The 23,372-nt window shown below is 28.7% G+C and carries 20 protein-coding genes; 4 read left to right on the top strand and 16 right to left on the bottom strand.

Annotated elements, in window-relative coordinates:
- Positions 1-54 precede the first annotated feature (54 nt).
- The 5 genes from ACTG47_RS11555 to ACTG47_RS11575 form a co-directional block, all read right to left on the bottom strand.
- Positions 55-939: a hypothetical protein gene (locus ACTG47_RS11555; RefSeq protein WP_479924655.1), complete on the bottom strand. Its 885-nt coding sequence runs from the start codon at positions 937-939 to the stop codon at positions 55-57.
- A 130-nt stretch (positions 940-1,069) separates the two neighbouring features.
- Positions 1,070-2,953: a glycoside hydrolase family 13 protein gene (locus tag ACTG47_RS11560; RefSeq protein WP_479924656.1), complete on the bottom strand. Its 1,884-nt coding sequence runs from the start codon at positions 2,951-2,953 to the stop codon at positions 1,070-1,072.
- Positions 2,954-3,208: 255 nt separating this feature from the next.
- The gene (locus ACTG47_RS11565; RefSeq protein WP_479924657.1) at positions 3,209-4,030 is read right to left on the bottom strand and encodes a histidinol-phosphatase HisJ family protein; all 822 of its coding nucleotides are present in this window, start codon (positions 4,028-4,030) and stop codon (positions 3,209-3,211) included.
- A gap of 176 nt (positions 4,031-4,206) precedes the next feature.
- Positions 4,207-4,560, bottom strand: a complete 354-nt coding sequence (locus tag ACTG47_RS11570) for a hypothetical protein (protein WP_479924658.1) — start codon at positions 4,558-4,560, stop codon at positions 4,207-4,209.
- Positions 4,561-4,628: 68 nt separating this feature from the next.
- Positions 4,629-6,071, bottom strand: a complete 1,443-nt coding sequence (locus ACTG47_RS11575; RefSeq protein WP_479924659.1) for a cell wall-binding repeat-containing protein — start codon at positions 6,069-6,071, stop codon at positions 4,629-4,631.
- A gap of 512 nt (positions 6,072-6,583) precedes the next feature.
- Between ACTG47_RS11575 and ACTG47_RS11580 the strand changes: the two genes are divergently transcribed.
- Together ACTG47_RS11580 and ACTG47_RS11585 are read left to right on the top strand one after the other, a co-directional pair.
- Entirely contained in the window at positions 6,584-7,795 is a 1,212-nt protein-coding gene (locus ACTG47_RS11580) for an ROK family protein (protein WP_479924660.1), read from the top strand.
- 91 nt (positions 7,796-7,886) lie between these two features.
- The gene (locus ACTG47_RS11585; RefSeq protein WP_021385062.1) at positions 7,887-8,402 is read left to right on the top strand and encodes a ferritin; all 516 of its coding nucleotides are present in this window, start codon (positions 7,887-7,889) and stop codon (positions 8,400-8,402) included.
- A 262-nt stretch (positions 8,403-8,664) separates the two neighbouring features.
- Here the strand turns inward: ACTG47_RS11585 and ACTG47_RS11590 are convergent, their stop codons facing one another.
- The 7 genes from ACTG47_RS11590 to ACTG47_RS11620 form a co-directional block, all read right to left on the bottom strand.
- Positions 8,665-10,764 carry an acetate--CoA ligase family protein gene (locus ACTG47_RS11590; protein ID WP_479924661.1) on the bottom strand — a complete coding sequence of 700 codons (2,100 nt, stop codon included), beginning with the start codon at positions 10,762-10,764 and terminating at the stop codon, positions 8,665-8,667.
- Positions 10,765-10,887: 123 nt separating this feature from the next.
- The gene (locus ACTG47_RS11595) at positions 10,888-11,427 is read right to left on the bottom strand and encodes a 2-oxoacid:acceptor oxidoreductase family protein (RefSeq protein ID WP_169465874.1); all 540 of its coding nucleotides are present in this window, start codon (positions 11,425-11,427) and stop codon (positions 10,888-10,890) included.
- Positions 11,428-11,429: 2 nt separating this feature from the next.
- A complete protein-coding gene (locus tag ACTG47_RS11600) occupies positions 11,430-12,170 on the bottom strand; it encodes a thiamine pyrophosphate-dependent enzyme (protein WP_054270667.1) in 741 nt (246 codons plus the stop codon).
- 1 nt (position 12,171) lies between these two features.
- Positions 12,172-13,221: a 3-methyl-2-oxobutanoate dehydrogenase subunit VorB gene (gene vorB / locus ACTG47_RS11605; protein ID WP_479924662.1), complete on the bottom strand. Its 1,050-nt coding sequence runs from the start codon at positions 13,219-13,221 to the stop codon at positions 12,172-12,174.
- A 16-nt stretch (positions 13,222-13,237) separates the two neighbouring features.
- The gene (locus ACTG47_RS11610; protein WP_479924663.1) at positions 13,238-13,456 is read right to left on the bottom strand and encodes a 4Fe-4S binding protein; all 219 of its coding nucleotides are present in this window, start codon (positions 13,454-13,456) and stop codon (positions 13,238-13,240) included.
- 32 nt (positions 13,457-13,488) lie between these two features.
- Positions 13,489-14,592 (bottom strand): histidinol-phosphate transaminase, encoded by a 1,104-nt coding sequence (gene hisC / locus ACTG47_RS11615; protein ID WP_479924664.1) that lies wholly within the window; start codon positions 14,590-14,592, stop codon positions 13,489-13,491.
- A gap of 103 nt (positions 14,593-14,695) precedes the next feature.
- The gene (locus tag ACTG47_RS11620; RefSeq protein ID WP_054276962.1) at positions 14,696-16,126 is read right to left on the bottom strand and encodes an MFS transporter; all 1,431 of its coding nucleotides are present in this window, start codon (positions 16,124-16,126) and stop codon (positions 14,696-14,698) included.
- A 659-nt stretch (positions 16,127-16,785) separates the two neighbouring features.
- On the opposite strand from ACTG47_RS11620, the gene ACTG47_RS11625 reads away from it, so the two are divergent.
- Positions 16,786-18,150, top strand: a complete 1,365-nt coding sequence (locus ACTG47_RS11625) for a sodium:solute symporter family protein (RefSeq protein WP_479924665.1) — start codon at positions 16,786-16,788, stop codon at positions 18,148-18,150.
- A gap of 23 nt (positions 18,151-18,173) precedes the next feature.
- Entirely contained in the window at positions 18,174-18,827 is a 654-nt protein-coding gene (locus ACTG47_RS11630) for a TetR/AcrR family transcriptional regulator (RefSeq protein WP_479924666.1), read from the top strand.
- A 119-nt stretch (positions 18,828-18,946) separates the two neighbouring features.
- Here the strand turns inward: ACTG47_RS11630 and ACTG47_RS11635 are convergent, their stop codons facing one another.
- The 4 genes from ACTG47_RS11635 to ACTG47_RS11650 all read right to left on the bottom strand — a co-directional run bounded on the left by ACTG47_RS11635 (position 18,947) and on the right by ACTG47_RS11650 (position 23,359).
- A complete protein-coding gene (locus ACTG47_RS11635; RefSeq protein ID WP_479924667.1) occupies positions 18,947-19,729 on the bottom strand; it encodes an alpha/beta hydrolase in 783 nt (260 codons plus the stop codon).
- Positions 19,730-19,847: 118 nt separating this feature from the next.
- Positions 19,848-21,014, bottom strand: coding sequence for an AI-2E family transporter (locus ACTG47_RS11640; protein WP_479924668.1), 1,167 nt, complete (start codon positions 21,012-21,014; stop codon positions 19,848-19,850).
- 149 nt (positions 21,015-21,163) lie between these two features.
- Entirely contained in the window at positions 21,164-22,528 is a 1,365-nt protein-coding gene (locus tag ACTG47_RS11645; RefSeq protein WP_479924669.1) for an aldehyde dehydrogenase, read from the bottom strand.
- 291 nt (positions 22,529-22,819) lie between these two features.
- Positions 22,820-23,359 (bottom strand): flavodoxin domain-containing protein, encoded by a 540-nt coding sequence (locus ACTG47_RS11650; protein ID WP_479924670.1) that lies wholly within the window; start codon positions 23,357-23,359, stop codon positions 22,820-22,822.
- Positions 23,360-23,372: the final 13 nt, after the last annotated feature.

The following is a 23,372-nucleotide window of genomic DNA, read 5'->3' on the forward strand; positions in this document are numbered from 1 at the left end:
CTAATAATCAATTTATTTTATATCTTATATTTAAGACATTATTTATAGAATTCTCTATTCTAATTCAGTCTTTAACTCAAAATCTACTTCCATTTCACTTTCTTGTACACCTTGTTTTTTTATTGTTCTACAAAAATTTGACCACATTCTTCCAGAAAAAGCATTTAAATAGTTTATGTTGCAAATAAATTTCCCTTCTTCAATTTCTTTATTATATAATTGTGGCCCAACTATATATACTGGAAATATAGCCCATGCTTCTTTCCCTCTGTATTTTTTTACGAATTTTGTATAGTTTTCATTCTTCATAACACACACTAAAAATACACATACAAATGGACTTTCTTCAACATCTATACCAAAAGAAAAAGTTATATCTGTTCCCAATTCATTTTCTATTTTATGCAGATTTTCTTTAATCTGATTTTCAAGTTTTATTGATGCTTCGTTACAGAATCCTTTAATTTCATTATATTGAATTGGAACCCATAATGGAGTATCTGATAAATAGTCTATGCACTTATTATCAAAAGGTAACTCTCTTCGCTTCATTTCAGCTATAGCAGACATGTAATTTTTATCAGATATAAAAAAAGTTACAATCTTACTTTTATCCACATATATTTTAACTGGACATCCTTGTTTCTTGTTATTTATTGAAACCCTGGTAATATCATGATACGGATACTCTTTTTCACTACCTATACATTTACGAACTTTAATATTATGTAAGTCAAAAATAATATACTTTCTTGTATAATTGAAAATTGAAACTAATCCATACATTGTAAGCATAAAAGTGATTATTGCCATACAATACTGTTTAATATATAACAGAAATACATTTATAACAATTCCAATTAATAAAAATATAACACCCAAAATTAGATTTACAGTTCCTGATTTTACTACAACTATATTCTCTTTATAGTCATTCATATCGTCTCTTCCCCCTACTAATTCAGTAATTACTTGTTTTACTGAATTACAGAATGATTAGAAGTATTAATATTTGTTTTCATTCAAATAAAAACCATCTTGAATTTATTTTACTGAAAATAATTTTGTATTATTTTAAAATGATAAACTTATATTTTTCTAATATCATTTTTTCTTTTAAATCTACTATTTTTTCTTCATACAAATCTTTCACTTTTCTATTTGCCAAATAATCTGGTAATTTTAAAGTTATATCTTTAGATGAATTATTTATTATTATATAAATAGACTCTTTTTTTAATATAATTGTTCCTTTTTTATCATCTGCTAATATCCATTCATTTGATATAGACCTAAGTTCTTCATTTTCTTTACGAAGTCTAATAATCTTCTTCATAAAATTAAATATATCCTTATTCCATCTTTCTTCATTCCATTCCATACATTTTCTTTGTCCTTCAGATATTGAACTTAGTTCTCCTTCCATTCCAATTTCGTCACCATAGTATATACAAGGACTGCCTGATTGTATAAACATAAATAAATATGCAAGTTTAACTCTATCAACATTTCCACTAGCATAATTCAGTATCCTTGTAGTATCATGACTTCCAAGTAAATTAAAAGCAACTTCACTAACTTGCATTGGATAGCTTACCATTATATCATTTATCATATATTTAAACTCTTCAGCATTTATCTCATCTGTACAAAAGAATTTTTTCATAGCTTCTGACATCAAATAGTTCATAACTGAGTCAAATTGGTCGCCCATCAACCATGGTAAACTACCATGCCAAATTTCTCCCAGTATATATATCTCTGGTTTTATCTTTTTAATCTCTTCTCTAAACTTTCTCCAAAAAACGTGGTCTACTTCATTTGAGACATCCAATCTCCATGCATCTATATCGAATTCCTGTATCCAATACTTTCCTACAGTCAATAAATATTCTATTACTTCTGAATTTTCTGTGTTGAGTTTAGGCATATACTTTTCACATCCAAAAGTTTCATAAGGTATATTCTTTTCATCTATTTGTTCTATTGGAGTATCTACTTTGCTCATATCCTTTATATAGAACCACTCTTTGTATCTAGAATTTTCCTTATTTTTAATTACATCTTGCCACTGTTTAGAATAATATCCTATATGATTAAAAACAGCATCCAACATTATTTTTATATTTCTTTTATGGGCTTCTTTTATTAGCTTCTTTAAAGTCTCTTTATCTCCTAATGTAGGGTCTATCTTCATATAATCTATTGTATCGTATCTATGATTTGTATTTCCAACTGTAATAGGACAAAAATAAATTCCATTTATCCCTAAATCACTCAAATAATCTAAGTGTTCTATCACACCTTGCAAATCTCCACCTGTAAAATTATCTCTTGTTGGAATAGCTCCCCATTCATCCACTCTTTCTGGATTTATAGACGGGTCGCCATTTGCAAACCTATCTGGAAATATCTGATACCAAATAGTTTCTTTCACCCAACTTGGCACCTTAGGTATATCTACATAATTTAAATATGGGTATCCAAAAAAATTACTTATTTCGCACAATTCTTTCTCATCATTTTCATTTCCTAACTCTATTATCCTTTTTTCTGTATATAGAATTTTTTCCTCTTTACCTTCTATTATAAACCCATATCTTGAGCGTTTATTTAATGGTTTGCACTTAGCTATCCAATAATCAAATAATTCAGTTTCTACTTCTTTATCCATTATTATATTTGACCCACCAGACCAACCAATTCCAGATGCATTTAAATTTCCGCCTCCTGCACCACCTTTATCCCATACATATTGGTCTCCTATTCTCAAAATCACTTTTTTTGCTTCATTTTTTTTAGTCCTAAGTCTTATATGTAATGTTTCTCTATCATAACCATAGGCATAGTTACTCATTGGTATATGTAATATGGCTTCTTTTGTTAAACTTTTTTGAGTAGTTTTTTTGATTTGATTGCTTAAATTTATATTCTCTTTATTTTTATTAGACAATTTAAATTTCTCCCTCCTTTATAATAATTTACATAATTTAAAGATAGGTTAATATATTTTACTATTATATCACAATAAAAATATATAATAGTAAAATATATTAACAATATACTAGTCAAGTTAAAATAAATTATCTTATTAAATTTAATTTTATCTAGTTATTTTTGCAAAATAAAAACCTCTAGTATTTTTCTAGAGGATACAATATTATACTATTAACTTTTTTACTATCTGTTAATTATTTCAAAACATACTCTAAGCTATATTATTGGATTTAACTTTTTCTATATTTATAAAATAAGTTTCTCTTTCTTTAAATAAAGATACATATTTAAAATCAAGATACTTAAGCATATCATAAGCCACATCAAAATCTCTACATATGTCTTCCACTCTGTGAGAATCAGAACCTACAGTAACTATAAATCCTCCAAGCTCTTTATATCTTTTTAATATATCTTCATTGGGATGTATAGCATTTAATCCATATCTATAACCAGAAGTATTTAGCTCTATACCGCTTCCATTATTGATTATTGACTTCAAAACTTCATCAATAACATCTTTAAAATCATTGTATATAACCCTATTATCTGAATATATTCCATATCTAGATATATAGTCTAAATGCCCATATATATTATAGTCTCTAAATTCACGATTAGTTTCAAGTATACTATTAAAATATTTATAATATGCATCTTCTTTGCTAAGTCCTTTAAAATACTCCTTTGATGGAACAGGTATATTATCAATTGTATGAGTTGAACACAATATAAAATCAAAAGGATTAGAGTTTATTATTTCTTCTATTTCACTTTTTAGATGTTTTCTATAACCAACTTCAACTCCTAATAATAACTCTATGTCCTTTTTATATTTTTCTTTGAACTTATTGAACACTGGAACATAGTCGTTATAATTTATGCAAAAACCTCTATCTTCATCATGTTCTAAATGGTCTGTAAAAGTCAAATATCTAACACCAATACTTATAGCTTTTCTTATTGTATCTTCCATTGAATCCTTTCCATCACCTGAAAAATTAGTATGAATATGATTATCTATTAAATTCATATTATCCCTCCCTTTATTTTATCTATCTCTATTATACTACGAGTTCATTGTATACAAGTGTTAAAAGAATATTATAAGAGTTAAATTTTATTTACATACTTTTACATAAAAAAGAAGCGTCTATCTTTGATTTTACAAAATCATTAAAGACACTTCTCTTTCATATACTTTTTTATTTAACTTTTAAAAGTCTTAATTTTGTAATAGAGTTTAGCAGTTATATGCCCAATCATATAGAAAGCTGCATAAAGTAAAACATATACATATGCTGAATCATTTAAAAATATATACATTAATATTATATATGTTACTAAAGACACTACTAGTGATAAAATCCAATTAGTTTCATTTAATACACAAATCATCCCCTGTATTAAAAAGGCAACTGGAAAAATCAAGACCATTCCTATTACGAAAATTCCTTTAGCTTGAACATTTGGGATATTAAATATATCTGTAGCAAAGGTTAAAAACATTAATATCATTATAATTGTAGGAAATATGATACTAAAAATATTACTCTTTTTCACAATAATCATTCCTTATTTGTCAGCTATTTGATAAGCTTTAATAAGCATATCTTAAATTAATGCTTTAATTACTTTGTAGCCTCAATTTCTCCCATCATTCTAACTAAATCTTGTCCATATTGACCTCCAGCCCAATTGTTAGAAAGACTTTCAACTGTTTTAGCTTTCCCAAATAGAGATTTTTCATGTCTAGGGTCTACTGGATTTGAAAGTGGGTAACCTTCTTGTCCTGCATATAGGCATAAATGTTGAACTTGAGCTAATATTCCTTCTTCCCATGTGTCAAATCTTGAATGGGCATTTTTATCAGTATCAGAACCTCCTGAAGAAGTCTTAAGCCCACAAGGATTTTTGAATGATGCATCTAGTACTCCACCGAAATTGCAAAAACCAGTTTCTTTTGCAGATTGAGCTACTGCTAATACAGGATTTACACCTTCTTGAACAGCAGTATCATATAATATTGGTATTAATTCTATAAATAAATCATTAGCTTTTTTAGATTTAGCCCATTTTAAACAAGCCTCCAAACTAGCTGTTGGTTCACCTAATATGCTTGTCTCATCTTTCATAGGAGAATCACCCTTTGTAGATGAGTCACCATTATTCTGTGCAGCAGAAACACATTTATTATATACACTATCACTTATTGCACCTAATCTAGTAATTTTATCTGCTCCTGCTAATATAGATTTATCACTACTTTCTGACACCAATACAATTGGATTTTCCTTAGCAATTGTAGAACCTGTAAGTGCATTTACTAAATCATATCCATCACTTAAATAAAATTCTGATGCATCTGGATAAAATTCTTTTATAACTTTCTTATTTGTGTCATATCTATCTGACCCACCAAGTCTTTTAGAGTTTGTCTTATTAACTAAGCTAGTACTCATAGAGATACTTCCACCTACTGCATATGATTTTACATCACTCGTTGAAAAAGGAACACTCTTTCCATCTGTAAGTACTATAGGCGCTACATCTCTTACTGACACAGGCGCTGCACTTATAGTATCAGCTTCTCCTTTATATGCATTAGTTAATATCACTTCATCAACTTTTTTAATGCTACTTACCTCTTTAGCAACACTGTAACTAGTTTTTATTCTATCATCTCCACCTAGTCTAGTTACTTGTGCTCCAGTATTTTTCAGTTCAGTTTCTACTGACTTGCTTATTGATAATTCTTTACCTATTATGTATATTTTTTTAACATTTTTTAATCTTTGTTTTGTTTCAGTTGGTATGTTATTTTTTTGTGCAAGCAAAATTGGAGCATCAACAGCACCAGCAAGACCACTTGCTGAAAGACCATCTGCTATCGAACTATCCATATTTACCATAATTGCTGTATCATAACTCTTTTTGTCTGCTATTAATCCAGCTGTCTCATATATATTGTTACCTTTAATCGTATCTGATGTTAATGCATTTACATTAGGTACATTTATTAAAAATATAGCTAATGTTAGTCCTAATGCTAAAACTCTCTTAATTGTTCTCATATTCTTCCCCCTTGACATATCAAGTTTAATTCAAAAATGACTATAGCATAGTAATACATCTACGCTATAGTCATTTATTGTAATTTAATAATTATATAGTTGTTATTATAACATAAATTACAAAAAGTTTCCATAATATTAGATGGATTAGAGGAAAAATTTACATTTTAGTTACAATTTCTAATATTTCAGTTCATATATACGTATATTTGGTAACAATTTGTAATAAAAATCGACATTTATATCTCATACTTATCATATTTTTTTACAAAATGAAAATTTATTGTATACAACAATATAGATTGTATTTTTACATAATCTATTTATTATTAAGTAAATCCTTTATCAGTATTGTTAAAAATACACCTTCTAGTATATTTTTATGTGTCTTATTATATATAATGTGATATATTCTAATTAATGGTATTTTTAAGTATAAAGTTACTTTATAATAAAGTAACTTTATACTTGAAAATAAATAAAACACTTAACTTTATTTAAGGAGATTTACGATGAGCAACAAACAAGGTTCTAACATAAAAGATGTAAAAATTAAAAATAAGTTAATAATATTGAAACTACTTTCTACAAATACCCCTATGTCTAGGGTTGATTTAGCAAAGTCTACAGGACTTACCAAAATGACTTTATCAAATCTAGTTACAGAACTTATTAATGAAAATATGATTAGAGAAATAGAGTCATCAACTTTAAATGCACATTCATCAGGTCGTAAACCTATTTTATTAGATATTTCTAATATATCGCCTTGTATTTGTGGAATTCTGATAAGAAGAAATATATGTAAAGTAATTATTGCAGACTTGAAAGGTAATATTGTAAAACAACTTTCTGAAACTTATCCTAAGTATTTATCAAACGAGGTCTTAAAAGATATAATAAAAAGAATGTTTACTAAAATAATGAAGAATAATAAGAGAGATATAATTGGAATTGGTATTTCTTCAATAGGTCCAGTAGATAATATAAATGGTATTATATTAAACCCTCCAGACTTTGGAAATGTATCAAATCTAAATATCGTGAATTTTATAGAAGAAATGTCTGATTTGCCAATATTTTTAATAAACGATGCTAATTCAGGTGCTTTAGCTGAAAAAATGTATGGTTTGGGTAAAGATATATCAAATTACATATACTTGCATATAATGAATGGTATTGGGGCTGGTCTAGTACTAGAAAATAGGCTTCATACTGGTAATCTGGGTCAGAGTGGAGAAATAGGTCATACATCTATTAATTTTAGTGGACCATTATGCAGTTGTGGTAATAATGGATGCTTAGATTATTATACAAGTGTTAGTAATTTAATTAAAAGAATTGAATCATTGAGCCATATTTATCCCAACTCTCCATTAATTAACTGTAAAGATTTTTCTTTAGTAAAGTTGATAGATGAGGCAAATAATAAAGATACTCTTGCTATGTTTTTACTTGATGAATTTTGTACATATGTATCATATGCAATGGTAAATACACTTACATTAATTGACTGTAGCTCTATAATAATAGGCTACGACTTTAATATACCTGGTACATTCATAGAAAATACATTATTAAAAAAATTAACTGCTTCGGCAAGTTTTTCTAAGTATAAAAAAATAAATGTAAAACATTCAAATTTTGGAGCAAATGCACCATTAATTGGCTCTATAGCTATCGTCAGTTACAAATTTTTCAATGGTAGTATAAATTTTTATTAAATATGTAAAATATTTCAACACTTTTATTGAATATTTTTCCATTTAATATTATTATATTTTATAAGAGCGTTTAAAATTTGGAGGTATGAAAATGATTTCAGCTAAAATGGAAAAATTACTTAATGAGCAGATTAACCATGAATTATATTCTGCATATCTTTATCTTTCTATGTCTTCTTACCTTGAAGCAGAAGGACTTAAAGGATTTTCTAATTGGTTTTATGTTCAATATAAAGAAGAGACAGACCATGCTATGTTTTTCTACAAATATTTACATAATGTAGGAGGAAAAGTTCAGCTTGATGCTATCCCAATGCCAGATTCAGACTTTACTTCTGCAATGGATATTCTTGAGCGCACATTAGCTCACGAAAAAAAGGTTACATCTTTAATAAACAATTTAGCAGCTGTAGCAAACTCTGAGGCAGACTTTAGAACTTCTCAGTTCTTACTTTGGTTTATATCTGAACAGGCAGAGGAAGAAACAAATTGTGAAGACAACATAAAGCGTGTTAAACTTGCAGGAGAGGGTGGTCTATTCTTTGTTGACCAGGAATTTGCTAATCGTACATATGCAGCCCCAACAAATCCACCTGTGACAATATAGTATTTAAAACTTTTTGATATAATAAAGTAGGTGTTTTAATGAAAATCAATATTGATTGTTTACATTAAAACACCTTTTATTATTCGTTTTATATATAGTATTTTATTGTTTATACAGTTCTATTTTATAATTTTTAAGAATTTATTTTCACTTTAAGATACTTAAATTTAAAATTTGGGGTGACTGAAAATCACACTATTTAATTTATAAATGTGATTTCCAGCCAGTACTTTGATTATGGTTGAATACAAAAACTTATTAACTATTTATATTTAACTATTAAAGCATCTACTGCACATACACCTTTTCCTTTAGGATATACAAACACTGGATTTAAGTCTATTTCCTTAACCTCATCTTTATTTTCATAAGCATATTTTCCTAACTTGACCATCATATCTGCAAGGGCTTCAACATCACAAGGCTCGCTTCCTCTATAACCATTTAAAAGCTTAAATGATTTCAATTTTCTAAGCATCATAATAGCTTCATCATGATTTATAGGCAATGGATATAAAGTAGTATCTTTAAATACTTCTACAAATACTCCTCCTAAGCCTACTAACAACATTGGACCAAATTGGTCATCATTAGTTATACCAATAATAATTTCTATACCACTTTCTACCATTTCTTGAACTAATATACCATCAATTTTAGCATTTGGTTTTTCTTTTTTTACATTAGCTAAAATCTCATTATATGCATTTATTGCCTCATCTCTATTTTTAATTCCTATTTTAACTCCTCCAACATCAGATTTATGCAATATTTCGGAAGAGTTTATTTTTAAAACAACAGGATAGTTAATGTGTTTCAAAATTTCATCTAATTCATCAATACTTTTTGCATTACCTTGACCTGGTACTGGTACTCCATATTTCTTCATCTCAATCTTACTATCTAACTCTGATAAAGCTACTACATTATTCGATTCTCTTTTCTTAACAGCCTCAAACTCCAGAGTTCTTTTTGAATAATCATAATCTACAAATTTAGCCATTTTGTTAAAACAAGTAAATGTAGTCCCAACTGATGACATTATAGGTACTTGATTATCCTCTAATCTAGTTCTATAATTCAGACATCTATTTCCTTCAAGTGTAGGAACTGCAAACACAGGCTTCCTTAAGCCTTGCTCTCTAGCTTCACTTACAGCTTGACAAAGTGTCTCATGCATTTCATTTTCTTCATCTCTTATATTTGCTCCTACCATAGTAAATCCAACACTATCATCTTTTTCAAATGTATGCAATAGACCCACTATCATATCCTTTTCATGGAATAATGCAGTTGTAGCATCTAGTGGATTTTTAGGTGTAGCAAATCCTGGAAGATAATTTTTCATTTCTTCTTTAGTTTCAGAAGATATTTCTGCAAGGTCTACACCATTTTCTTCTGCTAAATCTGCACAAATAGTATTTTCTCCCCCTGAGAAGTTTATTGCTGCAAAATTAGAATTTGTAGGCAAGTTACCATCTAGAACACTAAAAGCCTGTGCTAAACACATAAATTGTTCCAAATTCTCCACAGAAATCACTCCATATTTCTCAAAAATACTTTCAAAAGCTTTACTCGAACCAGCTAAGTTTCCTGTATGAGAAGCAGCAGAAATAGCTCCTTTTTCTGACCTTCCTGATTTCAATATTATTACTGGCTTCCTTTTTTGTGCAGCTCTTTTTAGAGCATCTATAAATTTTTGAGGATTTTTTAAACCTTCAAGGTAGATGGCTATTACTGATGCGTAATTATCATCTACAAGGAAATCAATAGCATCTTCTAGTGTAACTATATTTCCATTTCCTGTTGAAAAACCATAAGATATATTAAAATAATCACTTGAAACAATCTCCGCAGTTATAAATCCACTTTGACCTACAATTCCTATACCAGGTTTTTTGGTATCTAAATCCCATTTAGAGCCACCTGCCCATAAATTAACTTTATCTATACAATTTAATAATCCCATACAATTTGGACCCAATATTTTCATATCATATGTATTTGATATTTCTATAAGTTGATTTTCTAAATCTATTCCTTCTTCTGTTCCTTCTTCTGCAAATCCACTAGCATATACTACAGCTGCTTTTATTCCCAATACTCCAGAATCTTTTAATACAGATGGCACTATATTTCTAGGAGTACATACTACTACACAATCTACTACTTCTGGAACTTCTTGTATCGTTTCATAGCATTTTCTTCCAAACAATTCATCTCTTTTTGGATTCACATAATATACTCTATGTGTATCTTTACTTTTTACTATACTGAGTGCTGCACTTCTACCAAAACCAAGCTTATCAGTAACTCCTACTATAGCAATGCTCTTTGGTCTAATAAGTTTTTCCAAGCTCATAAATTCACTCTCCTATATTTTCATAGTTGTGATTTTAAATGAATTTTATCTCAAGATGAAACTTCTCTTGGCACTAAAGATTATTAAATCTTGAGATAAATCATTTAAGATAAGGGTAATTTATTAAATGGCGTTATTATAGCCTTCCATGAATGCTGCTTCATTTTGAATATTGAATTTGCCTTTTCCTTTCTCTTCAAAGAAATCACACATAGTTTTTAAAGCTAATTCTTTTTCAAATAATCCAGTTTTTGCAATTAATGCTCCAAGTACTACTACATTTGCTGCCTTGGGATTGTTTACTTTTTGAGCTAATTCTTGACAATTTATTTTAACTACATTTATATCTTCTCTTAATGTTATATCATCATCTATTACAGATGTATTAATAACTACTGTTCCACCTTCCTTTACTAAGTTTATATAATCCAAAGATGGCTTATTCATTGCTACTAAAACATCTATTTCTTCCATATCAGGTCCACCTATACTCTCATCAGAAAACTTTACTACACTATATGCTTTTCCACCTCTCATAGTTGGACCATATGCAGGCATCCAAGTTACTTGTTTTCCTAATTCAAGTGCTGACTCAGCTACAATTAAACCAAGAGTTAAAACCCCTTGACCACCAAATCCTGCAAATACTAACTCTTTTTCCATAATTATTCACCATCCCTTTGCTTAAATTCGCCAAGAGTATAATATGGCACTATTTCTTCTTCCATCCACTTGATAGATTTCTCTAATGATACCCCCCAGTTAGTTGGGCAAGGTGCTAATATTTCAACTAATGAATACCCTTCTCCATTCAATTGAGCTTCTATTGCGTTTTTTATATATTTTTTTAGATTAATTATTTCCTTTGGACTATGAACTGAACCTCTTGCTACATATGCCACATCAAAGAAATCTGCCATCATTTCAGGAACTTTTAATGGACTCCCAGTAGTATTTATATCTCTTCCATTTACACTTGTCGTTGTAACTTGACCTGGCATAGTAGTCCATGACATTTGCCCACCAGTCATCGCAAAGTTATTGTTATTTATTACAAATACAGTCACATTATGATTTCTATATGCAGTATTTAAAGTTTCAGAAAGACCTATAACGTAAGCATCTCCATCACCTTGATAAGTCATTACTAATGTTTCTGGAAGTGCTACTTTAATTCCTATAGCTGTTGATGAAGCTCTACCATGTGCAGTTTGCATCTTATCACCGTTCCAGCTAAAATTCATATTACAAACACAACCAACTCCTAAAGTTAATACATGATTTTTTTCATATCCATGTTCTTCTATTACTTCTGCTATTATACGGTTTACTATTCCATGACCACAACCTGGGCAAAATTTGTTTGGTATTGAAACAACGCTAGGTGTTAATTTTTCTGTAGCCATATTAGAACACCTCCTTAATTTCGCCAGATTTTATTTTGCTGTAAGTGTCCATTACTTGTAGTGTTTTTGGTATATGATTTCCACTGAATAATCCATAAACAGGTACATTTTCTTTACATACTTTCTTTGAAGCTAAAGCAACGTCTTCTACTAACTGACCTGTATCTGTTGACTCTACGGATATAAATCCTTTTACATCCTTATTTACCTTTTTAAATGCCTTATATGGGAAAGGCCACACTGTTATTGGTCTTATTATTCCAACTTTTTCACCTTGTTCTCTAAGTCTTCTAACAGCATTCATAGTTGTTCTTGATGGTATCCCGAACGCTACAAACACATATTCTGCGTCTTCGACTTGATAATCTTCCCATTGCTGTTCATTTGCAGTTATTCTCATACGCTTTTCCATACAAAAAGCTGGTTTTTGGTTGTCTGCGACTTTTGCATGGTCTCTATTGCTTCCATCATAAGTCCAACCTAAATCTTCTTCTCTCTTCTTAAACTCTGGAAATTCTACTGGTTCCATCATTTGACCTAAAGCCGCTTCTGTCAAAATTTCAACAGGTACTCTGTATTTCTCTGCTACATCAAATGAATTATACATCAAATCCACAGTTTCTTGGATACTGTTTGGTGCATAAACGATTAAATGATAGTCTCCATTTCCTCCCCCTCTAGTATCTCTTAAGTAATCTGTCTGTGCTGAGTCCAGTGAACCAAGTCCAGGTCCCCATCTTTGTACATTTACGATTACACAAGGATAGTGATTTGCACACAAATATGAAATTCCTTCTTGTTTTAAAGATATTCCTGGTCCTGAAGAGCTTGTCATAGACCTCATTCCACTTGCATATGCTCCATACACCATATATATAGCAGCCATTTCATTTTCAGATTGTATAAAAGTTCTTCCAAGTTCAGACATTCTATGTGATAAAAATTCCATTACCTCTGTTTGTGGTGTAATTGGATATCCTGCATAAAACTCACAACCACCTCTTAGAGCTGCTTCTGCAATGGCGTGATTCCCCTTCCACATCTTCTTCATATTATCCCAACTCCTTCTAAGCCTCTTGACATGCTTCTTCTTTAATTATTTCAAAAACATTATCTGGACACACTTGATAGCAAATTCCACAAAGTATGCATTTACCTTCATCGACTTCTACATGAGCATAACCTTCTTTATTTATGTTATTTGATATTTTTAATGCTCCTTTTTTACAAGATATAACGCAGTATTCACAACTTTTACATCTCTCTGCGTTTATTTTTAAGCTCATATCTACACCCCATTTCGTAATATTTCTATCTATTATCCAATGCTTGGTTCTTCTTTAAGATTTAATACTTCCTTTAAAACTGCTACAAATTTTTGGTTTTCTTCCATAGTTCCAATACTTACACGTGCATGTGTAGCACTTGGTCTTATTACAAATCCTCTTTTTTTCAAATCTTCAAATAGCTTTGGTACATCAGTTTTCATGTCTACATAAAGGAAGTTTGATTGTGAATCCACAACATCAAATCCCATTTTTGTAAACTCCTCTTTAAAATAAGCCATTCCTGCTCTATTCAAGTCATATGTTTCTTTTATAAATTCATCATCATCAAGTGCTGCTGTTGCTCCACTTATGGCAACACGATTTGCAGAGAAAGGCTCTTTTACTGTAAATAAAGTTCTTATTATCTCATCTTTAGCAATACCATATCCTACTCTAAGACCTGCAAGACCATATATTTTAGAGAAAGTTCTTGTTACTATAACATTGTAATTTTCTCTTACATACTTAAGTCCATCTACATAATTAGGTACTGTTAAAAATTCTATATATGCTTCATCTAATATAGTTATAATGTTTTCAGGAACTTTCTTTAAAAATGCTTCCAACTCTTTATCATCCACAATTGTTCCTGTTGGATTATTAGGATTACATACACATATTAATTTTGTTTTATCTGTAATCTTATCTAATATACCTTGTAAATCATACTTATAATCTTTTGTTAAAGGTACTTCTACTGGTATTCCTTCATTTTTTACAGTTGCAGTTCTGTATGATGGGAATGTTGGGTCACAGTATATAACCTCATCCCCTCTATTTATAAAAGCTTCACCTATTAATGTGATAACGTTATCTGCACCATTAGCAACAATAAAGTTTTCTGGTTTTAAATCTAACTTTTCAGCTAATTTTCTTCTAAGTTCATTAGCTTCTGGTTCTGGATAAAGTTGACCTTGTTTTAACATTTCAACCATAGCTTCCATTGCTTTTGGTGATGGACCTAGAGGATTTTCATTTGAAGCTAGTTTTATTATTTCTTTTACACCATATTTTTCTTTAACTTTTTCTATTGGTTCCCCTGGAACGTATTGATGTAATTCTTTTACTGTATTTCTCAATAATTTTTCTATCATTTTTAAAAGCCCCCTTTGTATATGTATTTTCATTTATATAAACGCTATTGCGTCTACTTACTTGAATATCTTGAGATTAATCATCTATTTAAATCTTTTTTAACTAGGCATTTCTTTGATTTAATTCTTCTCTTATTTGATTTAATTTCTTATCACTTACTGGATATAAGATTGCTATAACAACCGCTATTATTAAAGGTATTGCCATAGAATAAGAAATCATATTTATAAACCCACTTTTAACTGCTTCTGTAACTACCATATCAGCTTGATATCCCATTGAATTCATTAAAACTGTTCTTATAGTAGTTGCAAGTAATACACCTACTTGTATTGCAACTGGATATAATGACATACTCAGACCAGGTAAATCTTTTCCTGATTTCCAGTATCCATAGTCACAAGAACCAGCAAAGAAGTTAAGGTTTATTATTGATACTACATTTGCAAAACCACCACCAATTGCCAGTAACATAGTTACACCTAAAGTAGTTTTTCCCCAAGGAGTCCATGCAACTAATAAGTGACATATTGCACATATAGAAAAAGAAATTATTGAAGCTAGTTTTTGCTCTCTACATATTTTTATAAATATTGGTGCGAAGAACATGAATGCTACACTTACTAAAGGCATTATTGATAAAAATACTGCTAATCCACGTTCGTCTTCTATTACATATTTAAAATAATATGGAGCCAAAGGTCCTAGACCTATAGATCTTATACATATAAGAAATTCTAGACAAAATGCCATCATAAGTGGAACATTAGTAAATAGAGCTTTTGCCATTTCACTTGCTTTGATTTTTGGTTTTTCTTCTTTTTGAAGAACCTCGTCTTCTGCACCAGATTTTATTATCTCTGTTGAAGAAAACCAAAATACTAAAAGACATCCTGCTGCAAAGAATAAATAGGTACCTAGATAACCCATTCCTTCCCCACCTAATACATCTGCAAATAAAACTAATAATAACGGATATGAAAAACCTACTAAAAATTTACCAACTTCTTTGAATATGTTTGTAGTAGTCGAACCTATGACTCTGTCTTTAGGTGTTTTAGCGACTACAGGGTAAATAGCATAAATTATTGTAAAAACTACTTGTTGAGCACAAGATGCTATTAATAATAAAGCGGTCATTAAAGGTAAAAGTAATGCTGGACTTATTTTCATCAATGGAACTATGAAAAATATCCCATATGTCAATGCTAATGCTGCAGGTGTGTATCTAAGCCATGGATAATATTTTCCTTTTTTGAATGGTTGTTTGTCAAATACTGTACCTGTTATAGGAGCTACAGCAATTTTTATGAAAGATTGTACAATTTGCATACCACCTGCCATAATTACACCAAGTTTTGCTACATCAGTTAAAAAGATATTTGTTACTGTTGATACAAAATAACCTATAAAATTGTATGCTAGGTTTATAGAGCTTGAATATGTGTATATTGCTCTTTTCTTAGGGTCTCTCATATCATCTCTAAAATTTGATATAAGGTTTCCTTTTGGTTTGCTTTCTTGACTACTCACATCTACCCCTCCTTTATAAAATTTAATTACTTTTTTATTATTCACGTATAATTTTTTATATTCTGAATTTAACTTTTTCTTTTTTTAATTCAGCATAATTTTTTATATGTGTATAATTTTAATTTAATTATATTCTCAAAATTCATAATTGTCAAACATTTTTTTGCTTTTATTTTTTGCCTTTGAAATTAACCAAAAAGCTATTTTAACTTAATTTAGATTTGTTTTTTATTGTTTTACTGCTTTAAAATGTCATCACAACATATATTTCAAATTATTTTATCAAATTTTTAATAATTTTGAATTTCAATAAATTTATTCAAGAATAATTTATTCAAGATATTTTTATACTACACCTAGATATTTAAAATGTTTTTTTCTTCTTTAAATTTCTTTTATTTTTATACATGTACTATTGATTTTAAAATAAAAGCATGTTACAATTACAAAAAGAATCTATCAGATGAACATCATCATAAATATTAATTTCAGAATTTTCAATTTTTTCTTTTTATGTAATTCTACATAGTACTATAAGTTATTATAGCTACACTAATCCAACACTAATAAAAATAAATATTGTGCTACTTTTATATAAAATATATTTAAAATATATTTTATAAATTTTATTAAAAATATTTTATAAAGGAGAAGAAACTATGTTACTTTTAATTGCTACATGTGCAGTGTACATATGGATTGGTTTTTATTTTTCTAAAAAAGTTAAAACTGCATCTGATTTCCTAATTGCAGGTAGAAATCTTCCTTTACCCATACTTGCCGCAACTATCGCTGCTACATCTTTTGGAGGAGGATGCTTAGTAGGTGGAGTTCAGTGGGGAGCTGAAAGAGGGTTATGGGTTGGTATGTACTCTACTATAGGTGCGGCTTTGGCTTGTTTTATAAACGCATTTTTTGCAGGTAAATTAAGGAGTTTATCTTGTGATATAACACCTGCAGATTATATTGAAACTAGATATGGTCATAGTGTATTTTTAAGAGCTTATCAAAGTCTTGTAACACCAATATCAATATTAGCCATTATGGGCAGTCAATTAATATCTTTTGGTTCTGTATCTACTGCATTTGGTATTCCTTATGATGTAGCAGTAATTATAGGAGTCATAGTAATCATTATATATACTTATACATCAGGAATGTGGGGAGTTGCAGTATCAGCGTTTATTCAACTTACTATTTGTGTAGTATTTTTACCAATAGTGGCTTATATAAGCTTAAAATTAGTTGGCGACAACCCTTTACTTATGTTACAATCAATGGTAAAAGAACCATTCTTTCCAGGAAATAAATCGATTAGTGATTTTATGTATACAGTTTTACCATTAGTTTTAGGCTCAATATTTTCTTATGAAAGCTTTTTAAGATATCAATGTGCTGATAATGCTAAAAATGCAGTTAAAAGTAGTATAATTGCAGGATTTATACTATTATTTCTTGCTTTTCCTATAGGAATAATTGGAGCTATTGGTGGTAGTTTATTTCCAAACATATCATCTGTCCAGGTTTTACCTCAAATGATATCAACAACTTTACCACCTTTAATTTCTGTATTATTCTTAGCTGCTATATTAGCTGCCATAATGTCTACTGCAGATTCATTAATGACCTCAATGAGTGCTATCATATCAAGGGATATTTATAACAAATTATTACATCCTGATATAGAATTTAATGATTTAAAAAATACCCTGAAATATTCTCAAATCGCCTCAGCTTTAACAGCTGTAGCAGGTGCAATTATAGCACTTAAGTTTGATAGTTTATTAGAATTATTATTTTGGCCAGCACCATTATGTACAGGCGTAATATTTGCACCATTTGTAATTGGCCTTTCCTGGAAAGGTGCTACAAAAAAAGGTGCTATCTATGCTGTTATAGTAAGTATGATATTGGCATTCTTAAATATGGTTGGCATTCTTACTGTCTTTGACAGAATTTTAATTCCTATAATAGGTGGTTCTATTACGATATTTATAGTTAGCAAATTTTCAAAAAAAGATTGAAAAGAGAGGTATATACAGTAAATATGTCAAAATCAGAAAAAGGAAAAGAAACAAAAGCTAGTATTGTAAGTGCTGCTAGAGAATTATTTTTTGAACAAGGTTATCATAAAACGACAACTAGGCAAATTGCAGAAAGAGCTAATATAAATTTAGGTCTAATAAGTTATTACTTCTCAAGTAAAAGCGAAATAGGTGCTATAATATATGAAGATATAAGAGACGAAATGCAGTCTTTAATCTATAACTATCATGAAGAAGGTACTATGATGATGTTCTTTCTTGCTATGAATGCTGACCTTTGTTTTCTTCTAAAAAATGAAGCGTATAGGAATTTTTATTTAGATATAGCTTATGAAGAAGCTATTTTAAGCTATCAACGAAATGTAACTGAAATGGTAATGAAAAGATATGTTAATGATAAGGAATCTATAGAACACGATGAGTTAATACTTTCTTGTATTGGTATACTTGCAATGAAACCTGAGATAATTAGGGTTTATATTTCAAACAAGTACGATATATCTTCTCAAGCTGTAATAAGATATTTTACAAAACAATTTCTTATTAATCTTGGCCATAGCACTGATTTGTGTGAAGATATTTTAGAAGAATTGAGTAAATACTATATAGATATAGTTGATAACTTCACACCAATAATAACTCGCATAAGAACTTAATAAAATTTTATTTAACTATTAGAGACTGAAATTTTAAAATCGTAATTAGATTTTAGCATTTCAGTCTTTATTATATTCAAATATATTTTATAATACTTTTTGTTAACATCATAAATATCCTACACAATCATATCTATAAATTTCTTTATCCATAAATTCCAAAGACGCCACTCATGACCTCCAACACACTCTTCATATGTAACATCTATATTTAAAGACTCTGCATATTTCTTGAATGTCTGATTATTTTCATATAAAAAATCTCTATCACCACAGAATTGATAAATTTTAGGAATATCTTCATTTCTTTCTTTAAGATTTTTAAGTATGTAAAGTAAATCGTTATCACTATTTCTAGCATCTTCTGGTCTTCCAAAATCATGAAATAGAATATCTGCATTAGTTTCTATTTGTTGATTTTCTAACTCATGAATCATGTCAGGTGAACCAGAAAAACTTGCAACTGCTGAAAATTCTTTTGGTTTTAAAAGTGCTAATTTTAAAGCACCATATCCACCCATAGACATTCCAGCTACAAAATTATCTTCTCTTTTATCTGATAAAGGAAATATAGCTCTAACAAACTTAGGTAATTCCTCACTTACAAAAGTAAAATATTTATGACCATACACCATATCTGTATAAAAACTAGTTTCTACTCTTGGTATTACAAGAGCTATATTTTTATTTTTGGCATAATGTTCTACATTAGTATATCTAATCCATGAACTTTGGTCATCTTCTAGACCATGAAATAAGTATAAGGTTTTAAATTTACCTTCAAAATCATATATCTCTTTACCACTAAAAAGTTCTTTTCCATTTGCTACAGGTAGAACTACAATTACATCAGTTTCTCCTCCCGTATATTTAGATTTAAATTTACATTCTATAAATGCCACAAAAAACACCTCTTCTACAATGATTTTATATCTAAAAAGCACTAAGAGTTTAATTTTCTCAGTGCTTTAAATATTTCTTAATTTATATATTTTTAATTACAGATAATATCTACTTTAGCTACATATAATCAGAAGTATCTGTTGGTAATCCCTTTTTATCCAATTTACCTTCAACAACATCTTTAATTATAGAATAAATTACAGCAAACATTGGAACTCCTATAACCATTCCAACAAAACCTAATAGTTTTCCTGCAACCAACAATGAGAATAAAATCCAAAATGCAGATATCCCAATTGAATCTCCAAGTATTTTAGGTCCTATAATATTTCCATCTATTTGTTGTATTATTAATATAATTAACAATAACCATAAAGCTTTTATAGGAGATACAAACAATACTATTAGTGTTGATGGTATTGCTCCAAATAAAGGTCCAAAGAAAGGTATGATATTTGTAATACCAATTATAACTGATATTAATAATGTATATGGCATTTTAACTACTGTAAGTATTACAAATGTTAGAATACCTATAATAAATGAATCTAATATCTTACCACCTAAAAATCTTCCAAATGTATAATTACTTCTATGAGTCAATTCTAAAATTCTAGCAGCTTGTGTTTCTGTAAATACTGCATAAGTTATTTTTTTACTTAGCCCATAGAATTTCTCTTTATCAATTAGTAAATACACTGAAACAATTAATCCTAGCACTATATTCCATATACTAGAAGCTACATTCTTTAACATATTTCCTAATATTGGTATTAAATCAGTTGCAAATTTTATAATATAGGCAACAAATTCATTCCATTTATCTACTGCCAAATTAAAATATTGTTCATCAAGATTTAAATCAGTCATTAATTTATCAATAAGCTTAGTTGCATTATTTACATACATAGGTATATCATTTGCTAGTCCAACAATACTCTCAATTACTTGAGGTAATACGAAATACATAAATAAGTAAAGTATCAATGCGGCTGTTGCATATGTTAATAAAAGACCCAATCCTCTTTTTGATTTTTGTTTTAGGTTTTTTAATTTCTCACTTTTTATAAAAACTCTATCTTCATAAAATTTCAAAATAAAATTAAGAAGATATGCAATAGCAAACCCTATTATAAAAGGCTGTAAAGTAGTAAATATAGCATCTAAATTATTAGAAAATACATCGATTTGTGATGATACTAGATAAAATATGATACTACAAGCAGCTATTATAAATGTATAAATTGCTATTGTTGTGTACTTTGTATTCCAATTAATTTTCATTTTTTCCTCCTTATTTCTATATAACTAAATTTTATCACAAAATCACTACTTTTATAACAAATATACTAAATTAAAATTTAAAATTTTATAAAGTATAATTAGAATACAAGTTCTCAATTTTATTTATATTCATTTTTCTACAATATAATCTACATTATTTTTTTTAGAATCTTAATTAATTTATCATCATATGGTGCATATCTCATAGGAATATCTAATTTTAATTTCTTTAATACACTCTTATAGTGAGTAAATGTATCAAACCCAGCTTTTCCATGATATGAACCCATACCACTCTCTCCGACCCCACCAAATGGCAAGTAATTTGTAGCTATATGTGTAATTGTATCATTAATACAACACCCACCTGCTGGAACCGTTTCTAAAATTTTATTTTCTATATCCTTACTTTTTGTAAAAATATAAAGTGCCAATGGATTTGGTCTTTGTATAATTTTTTGCACAACTTCATCTAAATTTTTATAAGTTAAAATAGGAAATATAGGTCCAAATATTTCTTCCTTCATTATATTGTCATCCCAATTAACATTATCTACTATAGTTGGTTCTATTTTTAATGTTTCATTATTATAATCCCCACCATATACTACTTTATCTATATCAATAAGAGATACTATACGATTAAAATGTTTTTTATTTATAATTTTAGGAAATTGTTCATTGTTACATGGATTATCTCCAAAATACTTAATAATATAATATTTTATTTTTTCTATTAACTCATCTTTTCTATCATCATGTACTAATACGTAATCTGGTGCTACACAAGTTTGCCCTGCATTTATTAGTTTTCCCCATGTAAGCCTTTTTGCAGTAAGGTCTATATCTGCATCTTTTAAAATAATACATGGACTTTTTCCTCCAAGCTCTAAGGTTGTAGGAGTCAAATACTCTGATGCCGATTTCATTACTATTTTACCAACATTAGTACTTCCTGTAAAAAATATATAATCAAACCTTTCTGATAATAACTTTTCACTTTCTTCTTGACTCCCTTGAACAACTGCAACATATTCTTTTGAAAAAGTATTTTCAATTATATCTTTAACTATATGAGATGTTGACACAGAGTATTCAGAAGTCTTCAATATAACACAATTGCCTGCTGCTACTGACCATACTAATGGTATAAGTGCCAATTGGAAGGGATAATTCCAAGGTGACATTATGAGTGTAACACCATAAGGTTGTGGAATAATCTTAGATACAGATGGAAAGTTAACCATACTTGATTTAACTCTTTTTGTCTTACTCCATTTTTTTATGTTTTTTATAGCAAAATCTAATTCACTATAAAACATACCCACCTCTGTCATAAAACCTTCAAAATCTGACTTATTTAAATCTTTCTTTAGTGCTAAAAGTATTTTTTCTTCATTTTCTAATACAACTGACTTCAATATTTTTAATTTTTCTATACGAAATGATATATCTCTTGTTTTACCTTCATTATAATATTGTCTTTGCATCATAACTAACTCATTTACATCCATTATTTAAAATCCCCCCTTGAAGAATTTTTTTATTTTATATTATTGATAAAATTTCTATATACTTTTATTTTACCAATTTATATTTTAAGAAATTCACATAAATATAACATAACTTTATCAATAAAAAAAGCCCCTTTCATTAAATAAGTAGGCTAGTAATCGTATTTTAAGTTTAAATGATTTGTAAATTATAACACTATATGAAATGGTCAAATTATAGGTTACTATTCATAAAATTGTTTTGCAAATATACTCTAATGTATTTTTGTAACATATCAAATTTAAGGATACTTATAAATTTATACTTTTTATGTTATTTACATATTCAAGTATTGGCTTTAAGTATTCTTTATCACACCATTCAAAATTTTCTCCTGACAATAATGGTGCTTCTGCTGGTTTAAGTCCTTTACGCTCTTGTTTAGCTATAGCTTTTTTTAAAAAACCACAAAGTACACTATCTAACCATGACATTTTTGTTTCATCCCATTCTCCACGACAGTAAAAACAAGGAACTCCTTCTAATTCTTCCTTAAAATTAACTTCTCTTAATTTTTTTAGTACTTCATCACTATATGGAGATGCTCCTACACCAAAAACTATTAGATTTTTTCCTTTTAATTCTTTATAATGCTTTTTTAGAAAAGAAATTCCAGCTATATTACAAGCATAAAGACCTCCTCCTAAAATAATAGTATCATATTTTATAACTTTTTCTAGATTTATATCTTTAATCTCAAAACTGTCACAAATCAATAATTCTGAAAGCCATTTAGCATATTTTTTTGTTGCTCCATATTTACTTTTGTAAATCACCACTATATTTTTCATAAATTATCTCCTT

The organism is Clostridioides sp. LIBA-6622, from assembly GCF_056716095.1.

Bases quoted from the DNA above. Each gene is read 5' to 3' on its own strand.
- ACTG47_RS11555 (WP_479924655.1), bottom strand. From the start codon at position 939: ATGAATGACTATAAAGAGAATATAGTTGTAGTAAAATCAGGAACTGTA.
- ACTG47_RS11565 (WP_479924657.1), bottom strand. From the start codon at position 4,030: ATGAATTTAATAGATAATCATATTCATACTAATTTTTCAGGTGATGGA.
- ACTG47_RS11575 (WP_479924659.1), bottom strand. From the start codon at position 6,071: ATGAGAACAATTAAGAGAGTTTTAGCATTAGGACTAACATTAGCTATA.
- ACTG47_RS11580 (WP_479924660.1), top strand. From the start codon at position 6,584: ATGAGCAACAAACAAGGTTCTAACATAAAAGATGTAAAAATTAAAAAT.
- ACTG47_RS11585 (WP_021385062.1), top strand. From the start codon at position 7,887: ATGATTTCAGCTAAAATGGAAAAATTACTTAATGAGCAGATTAACCAT.
- ACTG47_RS11590 (WP_479924661.1), bottom strand. From the start codon at position 10,764: ATGAGCTTGGAAAAACTTATTAGACCAAAGAGCATTGCTATAGTAGGA.
- ACTG47_RS11595 (WP_169465874.1), bottom strand. From the start codon at position 11,427: ATGGAAAAAGAGTTAGTATTTGCAGGATTTGGTGGTCAAGGGGTTTTA.
- ACTG47_RS11600 (WP_054270667.1), bottom strand. From the start codon at position 12,170: ATGGCTACAGAAAAATTAACACCTAGCGTTGTTTCAATACCAAACAAA.
- vorB (WP_479924662.1), bottom strand. From the start codon at position 13,221: ATGAAGAAGATGTGGAAGGGGAATCACGCCATTGCAGAAGCAGCTCTA.
- ACTG47_RS11610 (WP_479924663.1), bottom strand. From the start codon at position 13,456: ATGAGCTTAAAAATAAACGCAGAGAGATGTAAAAGTTGTGAATACTGC.
- hisC (WP_479924664.1), bottom strand. From the start codon at position 14,592: ATGATAGAAAAATTATTGAGAAATACAGTAAAAGAATTACATCAATAC.
- ACTG47_RS11625 (WP_479924665.1), top strand. From the start codon at position 16,786: ATGTTACTTTTAATTGCTACATGTGCAGTGTACATATGGATTGGTTTT.
- ACTG47_RS11630 (WP_479924666.1), top strand. From the start codon at position 18,174: ATGTCAAAATCAGAAAAAGGAAAAGAAACAAAAGCTAGTATTGTAAGT.
- ACTG47_RS11640 (WP_479924668.1), bottom strand. From the start codon at position 21,014: ATGAAAATTAATTGGAATACAAAGTACACAACAATAGCAATTTATACA.
- ACTG47_RS11645 (WP_479924669.1), bottom strand. From the start codon at position 22,528: ATGGATGTAAATGAGTTAGTTATGATGCAAAGACAATATTATAATGAA.
- ACTG47_RS11650 (WP_479924670.1), bottom strand. From the start codon at position 23,359: ATGAAAAATATAGTGGTGATTTACAAAAGTAAATATGGAGCAACAAAA.